Genomic DNA, 9927 nt, shown 5'->3' with positions numbered 1-9927 from the left:
AAAAGACCAATTTTAGCCAAGTAACGACTGATGAGATCCTAGCAGCACTTGAACTAATTAATCAACGACCATTAAAAATACATCATCAACAGACTGCCATTGAAAGATTCCGGGCTTGTTCGGATTAAACTTGTAATTTGCCACTTCAAATGGGCTAAAGAATTAGATATTGTTTCTTGGGATAACTATCCCAGTCTCGATACTCCTGCAAGCTATACCGCAATGCAACATGATTTAATGTACGGACTAAAGGAACAGCCCTTCTTATTAATGGAGCAAACACCCAATCAACAAAATTGGCAAACTTATAATGCGCTAAAACGACCTGGTGAAATGCGGATGCTCAGCTACCAAGCGCTTGCCCATGGTGCCAATAGTGTCTTATTCTTTCAACTTAAACAATCACGTAATGGTGCTGAAAAATTCCACAGCGCTATTATGCCCTACACAGGTTCGACGGATAATCGCATCTTTCGAGAAATCGCTCAGCTTGGCAATGAAGTGGCTTCATTGCCAGCACAATTGCTGCAAACTAAAATCACTGCAAAAATCGCAATTATTTTTGATTGGTCCAGCTATTGGGACCTTGAAAATTGTATCGGGCCAACTGTCAAACTTGATTATGTTCAAAATTTTTATCATTATTACGATGCCCTTTATCAACTCGGCATACCTGTTACCATAATTTCAATTGATGCTGATTTTAGTCAGTATGATTATGTAATTGCACCTAATCTTTACGTCATTGAAACAGCCTTCTCTGAACAGATTAAAGCTTATGTTCAACAAGGCGGTCACTTTATCACGAATTTCCTATCGGCAGTCAGTGATACCGCGGATAATTTTATTATTGGTGGACGTCCCGGTTATTTACAGGATTTATTAGGAATCACTATTGATGAATCTGATGCACTACCACCAGATAAACAAGTAATCCTAACCACAACTGACCACCAAATTCTTAATGCGCATACTATTTGCGATCTCATTCAACCGACAACTGCCCTGACCCTTGCCCAGTATTCTGGCGCAATCTTTTATCATGGTAATGCCGCAATTACACAAAATAACTTTGGGGATGGCTTTGCCTATTACATTGGTACCGAACTTAGCTCAACAGATATTATGACATTTTTACAGCAAATAGGCCTCAGCACCGCTAATTATAATCCTGATGTTGAAATCATGACTCGTAGTGATTCAACAGTGGACTATCATTTCGTTATTAATACTACTGACCGTTCACAAACCATTAATAATCCTTATGCTGACCAAATTGACATTCTAAGCCAGCAAATAATTCCAAGAACCTATGAATTACCACCTTTTGAAGTGCTAATTTTTTGTACCTCTCATTAAAAACTACCTAACATGTCATTTTTTTGTTTCTTGAAATACTACTAGCTAAAAAATGCTGTGTTTTTCAATAAAATAACCTAAGCTCAAATTCTAAGGCATGAATTAAAAAATTCATATCTCGGAACTAAGCTTAGGTTATTTATATATATTCAGATTAATGACTCATCGCAGATTGACCATAATAAGCGTTTGCGCCATGTTTACGATAATAGTGCTTATCTAATAGATATTGTGGCACGTGCACCTCTGCCCTTGTTGCTTGCAAAGCGTGATAACTAATCTCAGCAGAGACTTCTAATACTTTTGCATTATAAACCGATTTCTCTGGCGTTGGCCCCCATGTGAATGGACCATGTTGACTAACCAACGTTGCTGGGACAGCATCCGGATCAATTCCCCGCCTTTCAAATTCTTCAACAATCACCCGGCCTGTGTTTAATTCATAAGCCGATTCAACTTGCTGTTCATTTAAGGCTGGCACACAAGGAATATCACCATAGAATGTATCAGCATGGGTTGTGCTAACCGCTGGAATATCCATTTTAGCCGCTGCAAAAGAGACTCCCCAAGGTGAATGCGTATGTGTAATCCCGCCGATGGTTAAAAAATGTTTGTAAAGATACGCATGGGTCGGTGTATCACTTGATGGATTTAAGTTGCCTTCTACCACTTGCCCGTCAAGATCAACGATTACCATGTCCTCCGGTTTTAATTGATCATACTCAACACCGGACGGTTTGATCGCGAATAAGCCCTTTTCGCGATCGATCCCCGAGACGTTGCCCCAAGTAAAAGTCACTAAGCCCAATTTAGGTAACGCCATATTAGCTTCATAAACTGTTTGTTTCAATTCTTCTAACATCACTACACCCCTATTAATAACCCGATTCTTCTAGTAATTTGGTGATAAAATCATGTGCTGTTTCAATTTGAGCAAGTGCGTCCGCATCTTTTTCGGACCACATCTCAATGGTCAACGTTCCGTTATAGCCAATTCGTTTCAACGTTTTGAATAATCCCAGGAAATTAACATCCCCTGTCCCAAACGGCACATCTTTAAATTGACCCGGCGTTGTTGCTGTCACTGCTAATGCGTCTTTCAGATGAATGGCGACAATGTTGGCCATCCCAGCGGTTAAATCTTGACCAGGAATGTTTTCCGGCCAAGCAGAGATGTTCCCTAAATCCGGATACGCCTGCAGCCAAGGTGATTGAATTGATTGTTTAATGGTCTGCACCTTAGCGATTGAATTAATGAATGGATCATCCATTGTTTCAATGGCTATCATCACTTGATTCTCAGCCGCAAAATCAACAACCCGTTGTAGGTTTTCGATAAAATTCTCACGGGTTAATACCGTTTTATCGCCGTAATATTCATCGTAGCCAGCAATTTGAATGTTGCGAATCCCTAAATCTCTCGCTAATAGGATTGCTTTTTTACACATAGTGTAAGCCTGCTGATAGACCGCCGCATCTTCTGAGCCTAACGGAAATTTTCTTAATCCCGATAGCATCATCGTGTCAATTGGGACTCCAGTTGCGTAGATATCTTGCACTAATGCAAACCGTTGCTCCCGACTCCAATCAAGCCGCTCCAGTCGTTCAGCCGTCTCATCAATTGATAATTCCACAAATGCAAACCCTTGCCCCTTAGCAGTTAACAACTTATCTCGCCATGTCATTTGATCGGGTAAAGACTTCTCGTTAATCCCTAACTTCACCATGTTTATGACCAATACTTTCTAATTTCAGCTTGGAAAGCTTCTGCGGCAGCTGCGGGATCTGCTTGCCCTGTAATCGCCCGCCCTGCGATGAACGTATAGACCGGCACTCCTTCAAATAATTTGATAGTATCCAGATTTAAACCACCCGTTACAGAAACTTTGAAGCCCATATCAATGAATTTTTTAACGATGTCTAAGTCTTTTTTACCCCATACTTCGCCAGCTAACAAGGCATCTCGACTTTGATGATAAATAACTTGTTCAATCCCAATTGCTTGCCATTGTTGTGCTAATTCCCATGTCCACGCTGTATAAAGTTCAACTTGAATGCCATCTAACACGGATTTAGCAGACTTCATTGTCGCAATGGTTGCTGAATCAATGACTGTCATTAAATCTGCACCGGCATCTTTTGAATTCTGCGCAACCGTTGAACCAGCATCCGCACACTTAGTATCCGATGCAATGATCTTGTCTGGGAACATCGCCCTTAAAACGCTAATCGACTGCTGACCCGCTTGTAATTCAAGAATGGTCCCCACCTCAACGATATCAACGATTGGTCCCGCTAAGTGGGCGATTCTTGCCGCTTCTGCTAATGTATTTTGATCAAGTGCGATCTGTAAATTTGGTTTTTTCATTGAACTAACCCTCACTTTTTATACTTCGTTTCAAAATCCGTTTCATCACTAATTCGTTGCGCAATTTCTTTATCACTCATTACATTTTTGACGCCAACCACTTTAACGCCTTTAGCTGCCGCATCTTTGAACATGTCCACAAAATTCAACGGGGTAAATACAGCATCATATTGTGTCGCCGTTGATTTACCTTCTGCAATACTTGTATGGTTAATCTTGGTAATTGGAATCCCTAATTTTTTCATTGCTTTTTCGACTGATTTCATCATCATTAAACTCGTCCCTGATCCATTGGCACAAGATACTAAAATATTCATAACGTTGTCCTCCAGTTGATTTATTCACTTTTAATATTCTTTGCTTCTTTATATGCTTCGTAATCTTCAACCATTAAGAAATAATTCTTAGGATCCTTCCGGTATTCGAGTTGTGGAATTAAGATTAGAATTAATGCAACAACCGCGATACCACCGTAACTCAAGTATTTCAGAATGACTGTGAAGATTGGCCAAACCGTATCCCAATCGAACATGCCTAAGTAACCACCGTATTTAGCCATCCCAATCCAAGTTGAGATTAAAGCCGCCCCAACGACTTGGATAATACCCGAGAAGAATGGCAAAATCATTGCTGCCTTAGCACCTGCGCGATTATTGGCAATTACCCCAAAGACCGCATTATCAAAGAATAACGGGATAAACCCGGCAATAATGATGGTTGGTGAGTGGAATAGCATTAATGCCCCAATAGCTAGGAACTGTCCTAACGCACCAAACAAGAAGCCGATTGTAACTGCGTTTTGTTCGCCAAAAGCAAACGTTGCAGCAACGTCAATTCCGGGTACCGAATTTGGTAAGATTGTATCGCTAATCCCGGTGAAACTTTCAGTTAATTCGCCAACAAAGGTCCGAACCCCTAACTGTAAAATAGCTAGGTTAACGGCAAAGCCTAACGATGTTGTCAGAATATAGAAGAAGAAACTGCCGTCTTTAGCTAACCCGGTCGCGCCTTTGCTCGTAATGAATAATTCATTGAAGTATGGTCGCCCAAGAACCACCATGATAATGCCAAAGAACATAAACATTAGAATCGCTGTAGCTACCATGTTTTCATTGAAAATTCTGAGAAAACCAGGCAGTTCATAATCTTCTAATCGTTTTGTTTTAACATCACTCTTTTTCTTTGATGAAGCTTGCATCTTATCAGATAGCCAAGCAACCAACGCAATCCCAAACATTTGTTGATGCGCAACGGCAAACCCGCCGCCATCCGTCAATTCCTGCACCGGTTTGATTGTCATGTTTGAACCGACTGCCCAGTATAAGCCTAATAAAACACCCATCACTAGTAAAACTTCAATTCGGCCTAAACTTGGAATCGCAAATAACAGAATCCAAAAACCAGTTGCTGCTTGCTGAACTTGCACATTCCCGGTTGTAAATACCGCCCGTAACTTGGTGTATTTAGAAAAACGAACCAATACAATGTTGAACACAAAAGCGATTAACAATAGAATCATCACATCGCCAAATGAGCGGCCAAAAGTCTTCATTACCCCGTCCGTTACGGCATTCTGACCAAAATATGGATCAATCACCGTTGCGGTTAGATGGAAGCGATCCTTTAGACCCGTTAAAATGGGTCTAAAACTATTAACCAATCCACCTGACCCAACCATTAAAATCATGTAACCGATTGTCGCTTTAAGAAACCCAGCTAAACTCTCATAAATTGGCTTCTTCTCGAGCATATACCCAATCAGAACAATAAAACCAATCATGTAAGCTGGCTGCGTTAAAATATTACTTGCAAAGTAGTCCCAAACCGCCATCACACCACTCAATACATTATTCATATTTCATTCCTCATTCCTTATTAAACTGAATCGGGATTAAACGAATGCATCACATCTTCAAAATCAGCCATTGTTTCAATCGCTGATAAGGCATCAATCATGCCGTCAATCATCAAAAGATCCATTAAATCTTGGATGTTTTTCAAGTGTTGCGCATCGTCTTTAGCAGCTAAAGTGAAAAATAATTTACCTTGTTTTTCTTCATCATCCGGATCAAAAGAAACGGGTTCACTAAATTTAGTGAAACTAATACCAGTCCCCAATACACCTGCACTCGTCGCTAAAGCATGGGGCATTACAACCCCTGGAACGATAACAATATAAGCGCCATTCTTCTCAACATTTTTAATAATCTCATCGACATAATCATCTGTAATCAATTGTTTTTCTTTAAGCGTTGAACTCGCTACGCGCAATGCTTCGCGCCATTTTTTCGGTGTCTCGTCGTATATTCTGATTAATTCATTATCATAAAAATATTGCAACATTGGGATTGTCATCTTAAACTGTCCTCTCTTACCGTCTACCTCCCTACATTCGCGTTTTATAGGAATGATGGGAACGGCACATCATTATCTTTTGAAAATACATCTGTAAAGCCGCGGTTATAGTGATATTGAATCTTATCCTGATCTTCTGGGAACGTGTAGCTACCGCCCACTTTCCAAACGAATGGATGGAATTGATAATCTAACATATCCTTCTTCATTTCCCAGATTTTCACAATTTCTTGTGGATCGGCATCAAAGTTCGACCAGATATCATAATGAACAGGTATCACGACTTTGGTCTTTAAATCTTCTGCTGATCTTAAGACATCAAATGAAGTTACTTTATCCGTGATCCCACGGGGGTTTTCACCATAATTGATAATCTCGACATCGACATGGTTCTCATTACCATGTTTCGCAAACATATTGGACATGTGTGAGTCGGCTGCATGGTAGAGATTCCCGCCTGACGTTTTCACCAAGTAATTAACCGCAATTTCATTCATATCTTGTGGTAATTTACCGTTAATCGTTTCATCTGGTGAAACGGTTAGTAATGCCGTCCGATCGAAGGCCTCCAACGCTTTGATTGTGACTGACTTAATCGTGACTTCATCCCCTGGATGAACGACAATCGTCCGGTCTGCAGGTACACCCCAGCCTTCCCAGATATCAACCACTGCTTGTGGCCCAATGAATTTTGTCTCTGGACTGCTATTTTGTAACACTGCTGCAGCCGTATTTATATCTAAGTGATCAGAATGAATGTGCGTGACCAACAAAGCGTCGATATCCTTCATCGCATAAGGATCAATCACAAATGGTTGCAAGCGTAAATTAGGTTGCATTTTTTGGACACCACTCATCCGCATCATTTGATGACCATCTTTCATCATGCCGGTCCCATGCGTTTGCTTGCCGGTCCCATTCCATAAATCAATGAGGATGTTAGTTTTCTCATGCGTTTTAACCCATACCCCATTATTCGCGAGCCACCACATTCTAAAGTTTTTTTCCGGCACAACTGATTGCTCAATTTCTTCGTTTAACCAAGTTCCCCATTCCGGGAATGTATTTTGAATCCAATTTTCACGAGTTGCTTCATTGATATTTGCTGGTTTTGCCATTTTTCTATACCGTCCTTCTACAAAGTATAAACCGATAAATGCGTGCGCTTACATTTACTTACAAGTCCATTATCTGTTACTTTCTGTTATAAGAACAGTCCCATCACCCCACAACTAGCCGCCTGAAATGAGACTGTAAGCCCTCCCAATTAAACTGTATAATGGTACTATACTCTGCACACCTCACATCGATTGAAAGGAGCCACCATCATGCAAGTTTCCAATGCCAATTACAGTCGCTTTATTAACTACCTCAGCACCCAACAAGCACTCCCGTCTGTTCAGACGATGGCTACCCAACTCAATTTATCTAGTCGCAAAATCTACTACTTACTGCAATCCGCCAACACGGAATTACGCGCAGCACACTTACCCTTCCTAGTTCCGGAAACTGAAATCTCCAGTCACCAACTAGCCGCTTTAACCAGCAGTCTTTCTAAAACACCAGTCAATACATACCTTAATTCATATGAGCGCCAATTAATTATCGACACAATCATTTCTTTGCCTTTCAGAAAATGGACCTTATCCGATTTCCAGGCCCTCTTTAGCATCTCACGGAACACGGTGTTACGTGATGTATCTGTTCTAAAAAAGCGTGCAAAATTTAAACCTGTATTTTCTAAAAAAGACGGTTTTCATTTTGAAGAACCCCTCTATGATTTACTTGTGCATGCTTACAATAACCTGACTTTACTGCAGTATCATAAGTGTGCACTCGACTACTTTATTAATACACTCGATAAACACATCGCTTACTCGAAATTCTTACTGGTTAGTGATAAATTAAAGTACCTTTATAAAAATTCCATTGATAAACAAATTTCCAATCATAATGCTATCACCTTTACACTATTCACGGTGTCGGCGTCCTTATATGATCACCGGCATCCGATTCAATCGGCAGCTGAATTATTCAAAGAAGCAGATATTCGTTCCTTCACGAAACGGCAAGAGTTCAATATCATTAAGGACTTCAGTCTAATTGTCATGACTAACTTCGATTTGTCCGTTTCAGAGCCGCTCGAACTTTTCCTAACGCTGCAGCTATTGAGTGTCAATAAAGAACAGGACGCACATTTCAGTTCCCATGATTTTCAAGATTTGCTAATTCTAAGCGAAAGCCTGGTTAACGTCTTCTTTAAAGTCACTCAAATGAGTTGTAGCGAAACCGACCGAAAAGCATTGATTCGGGATATTCAAACCCAACTGAAGCCGTTCTGGTACGCCGTTCGCTATCAAAACATCACAGTGTATGACTATCTTTATGTGAACCCCACTTTCGAACACTATGTACAGCAATCCTTAGACCGATTAAATAAACAGCCGCTATACATCCGCTTATTCCCATTCGGTCTTTTACCCGAGCAGATTAGAATCCTCGCCATGATTTTTTATAATTTTAGCTTGTCACAACAAAAAATTCATAAAATCAACATTCTGATGATTACATCGCTCCCCATCTACAGCCAAAAACTGCTCCAAACCATTATCGAACATAATACGGCAGTCCTATATGATCTCACCATTCGGCGCCTGCCGAACCGGCCAAACACCATCACCGATATCAACGATTTCAATCTATTGATTACAGAATCAACTGAAATTTACACAACAATTCCAACATTTTTGATTGATCAACAATTAAAAGACAGCGAGTTTGAACGCCTAAAAAAGGTGATTGAACAACTATAAGCATAGAAAAAAGACGGCCACATAATTTCCTTACGAAGAATTATGCGGTCGTCTTTACTATTCCCATTCTGTTTTCTTATTCTGTTTTCCGAATGCTAGCACCATTTGATGCGATTACTTCTTGATACCAATAATAAGAATCTTTTTTTATTCTCTTGCCAGTACCTTGCCCGTCATCGTCTAAATCGACGTATATGAAGCCATAACGCTTGCTCATTTGGCCGGTCCCAGCTGATACTAAATCAATACAGCCCCATGAGGTGTAACCCAATAATTCTACACCATCTTTTTCAACCGCATCCATCATTGCAGATAGATGTTGTTGTAAATAATCAATTCGATAAGTATCATTGATAGTTTGGTCAGCATTCAGGTTATCCTTTGCACCTAAGCCGTTCTCAACGATAAATAATGGTAATCTATATCTTGTATAAATATCATTTAACGTAATCCTTAATCCTAATGGATCAATTTACCATCCCCACTCGCTTGAAGGCAAATATGGGTTCTTAATTGTCTCTGCAGCATTCGTATCCAATATTTCTTGGTCAGTTTGTGCTGTTGCTACTTTGGACGCATAATAAGAAAACGAGACAAAATCAACAGTATTTTCTTTAAGAATTTGTAAGTCATTTTTGGTAATATCTAATGTTATCTGTTTTTCTTCTAAGTCTTTCCAAACATAACTTGGATATTCTCCCTGCGCCTGAACATCAATAAAGAAATAATTCTCTCGCTCCATTTTTTTTGCTTCCCAAACATCTTCCGGATTTGCCGTCAGTGGGTAACAAGCACCCCCTGCTAGCATACAACCAGTTTGATTCTTAGGATCAATCTCTTTAGCCAATTTTGTGGCCAATGCTGAAGCCAGCAATTCATAATGTGATACTTGTAATTTAACTCGTTCCGAATCCTCATCTGAGTTAAAAATTAACCCCGCACCCATGAACGGTAAGTGTAAGATCATATTAATTTCATTAAAAGGCAAGCTCCAAAATTAATCCGAACAAAAAAACTCAAAGCAATCTCTTA

9 protein-coding genes and 2 pseudogenes are annotated in these 9927 nt (G+C 40.0%); 3 read left to right on the top strand and 8 right to left on the bottom strand.

Annotated elements, in window-relative coordinates; genetic code table 11:
* Positions 1-128: pseudogene (locus ACF1X7_RS08285) on the top strand (IS30 family transposase); the annotation flags it as partial.
* The gene (locus ACF1X7_RS08280; RefSeq protein WP_081272972.1) at positions 100-1359 is read left to right on the top strand and encodes a beta-galactosidase; all 1260 of its coding nucleotides are present in this window, start codon (positions 100-102) and stop codon (positions 1357-1359) included. The pseudogene ACF1X7_RS08285 and the gene ACF1X7_RS08280, both read left to right, overlap by 29 nt.
* Positions 1360-1513: 154 nt before the next feature.
* Here the strand turns inward: ACF1X7_RS08280 and ACF1X7_RS08275 are convergent, their stop codons facing one another.
* From ACF1X7_RS08275 to ulaG, 7 genes are read right to left on the bottom strand one after another with little or no spacing between them, the layout of a single operon-like run.
* Entirely contained in the window at positions 1514-2221 is a 708-nt protein-coding gene (locus ACF1X7_RS08275) for an L-ribulose-5-phosphate 4-epimerase (protein WP_039098665.1), read from the bottom strand.
* A gap of 13 nt (positions 2222-2234) precedes the next feature.
* Positions 2235-3086 (bottom strand): L-ribulose-5-phosphate 3-epimerase, encoded by an 852-nt coding sequence (locus ACF1X7_RS08270; RefSeq protein ID WP_039098666.1) that lies wholly within the window; start codon positions 3084-3086, stop codon positions 2235-2237.
* A gap of 2 nt (positions 3087-3088) precedes the next feature.
* Positions 3089-3727 carry a 3-keto-L-gulonate-6-phosphate decarboxylase UlaD gene (locus tag ACF1X7_RS08265; protein WP_039098667.1) on the bottom strand — a complete coding sequence of 213 codons (639 nt, stop codon included), beginning with the start codon at positions 3725-3727 and terminating at the stop codon, positions 3089-3091.
* Positions 3728-3738: 11 nt separating this feature from the next.
* Positions 3739-4044 carry a PTS sugar transporter subunit IIB gene (locus tag ACF1X7_RS08260; RefSeq protein WP_039098668.1) on the bottom strand — a complete coding sequence of 102 codons (306 nt, stop codon included), beginning with the start codon at positions 4042-4044 and terminating at the stop codon, positions 3739-3741.
* Between the two features lie 20 nt (positions 4045-4064).
* A complete protein-coding gene (locus tag ACF1X7_RS08255) occupies positions 4065-5582 on the bottom strand; it encodes a PTS ascorbate transporter subunit IIC (RefSeq protein WP_039098669.1) in 1518 nt (505 codons plus the stop codon).
* A gap of 20 nt (positions 5583-5602) precedes the next feature.
* Positions 5603-6076: a PTS sugar transporter subunit IIA gene (locus tag ACF1X7_RS08250; protein ID WP_039098676.1), complete on the bottom strand. Its 474-nt coding sequence runs from the start codon at positions 6074-6076 to the stop codon at positions 5603-5605.
* Between the two features lie 50 nt (positions 6077-6126).
* A complete protein-coding gene (ulaG, locus tag ACF1X7_RS08245) occupies positions 6127-7200 on the bottom strand; it encodes an L-ascorbate 6-phosphate lactonase (RefSeq protein WP_039098670.1) in 1074 nt (357 codons plus the stop codon).
* A 210-nt stretch (positions 7201-7410) separates the two neighbouring features.
* Between ulaG and ACF1X7_RS08240 the strand changes: the two genes are divergently transcribed.
* Positions 7411-8895 carry a hypothetical protein gene (locus tag ACF1X7_RS08240; protein WP_064776829.1) on the top strand — a complete coding sequence of 495 codons (1485 nt, stop codon included), beginning with the start codon at positions 7411-7413 and terminating at the stop codon, positions 8893-8895.
* Between the two features lie 76 nt (positions 8896-8971).
* Here ACF1X7_RS08240 and ACF1X7_RS08235 read toward each other — a convergent pair.
* A pseudogene (locus tag ACF1X7_RS08235) lies at positions 8972-9892 on the bottom strand (family 1 glycosylhydrolase); the annotation flags it as partial.
* Positions 9893-9927: the final 35 nt, after the last annotated feature.

The sequence above is a fragment of the Latilactobacillus sp. VITA-14 genome (genome assembly GCF_046580785.1).
GTDB classification, from domain to species: Bacteria; Bacillota; Bacilli; order Lactobacillales; family Lactobacillaceae; genus Latilactobacillus; species Latilactobacillus curvatus.
Note: the sequence above shows the minus strand (reverse complement) of the source record. Positions and strands in the feature narration are given on the sequence as shown.

What these genes read in the sequence shown, in the direction of transcription:
- ulaG (WP_039098670.1), bottom strand. Translation starts at nt 7,200, where the DNA reads ATGGCAAAACCAGCAAATATCAATGAAGCAACTCGTGAAAATTGGATT.
- ACF1X7_RS08255 (WP_039098669.1), bottom strand. Translation starts at nt 5,582, where the DNA reads ATGAATAATGTATTGAGTGGTGTGATGGCGGTTTGGGACTACTTTGCA.
- ACF1X7_RS08270 (WP_039098666.1), bottom strand. Translation starts at nt 3,086, where the DNA reads ATGGTGAAGTTAGGGATTAACGAGAAGTCTTTACCCGATCAAATGACA.
- ACF1X7_RS08265 (WP_039098667.1), bottom strand. Translation starts at nt 3,727, where the DNA reads ATGAAAAAACCAAATTTACAGATCGCACTTGATCAAAATACATTAGCA.
- ACF1X7_RS08275 (WP_039098665.1), bottom strand. Translation starts at nt 2,221, where the DNA reads ATGTTAGAAGAATTGAAACAAACAGTTTATGAAGCTAATATGGCGTTA.
- ACF1X7_RS08240 (WP_064776829.1), top strand. Translation starts at nt 7,411, where the DNA reads ATGCAAGTTTCCAATGCCAATTACAGTCGCTTTATTAACTACCTCAGC.
- ACF1X7_RS08260 (WP_039098668.1), bottom strand. Translation starts at nt 4,044, where the DNA reads ATGAATATTTTAGTATCTTGTGCCAATGGATCAGGGACGAGTTTAATG.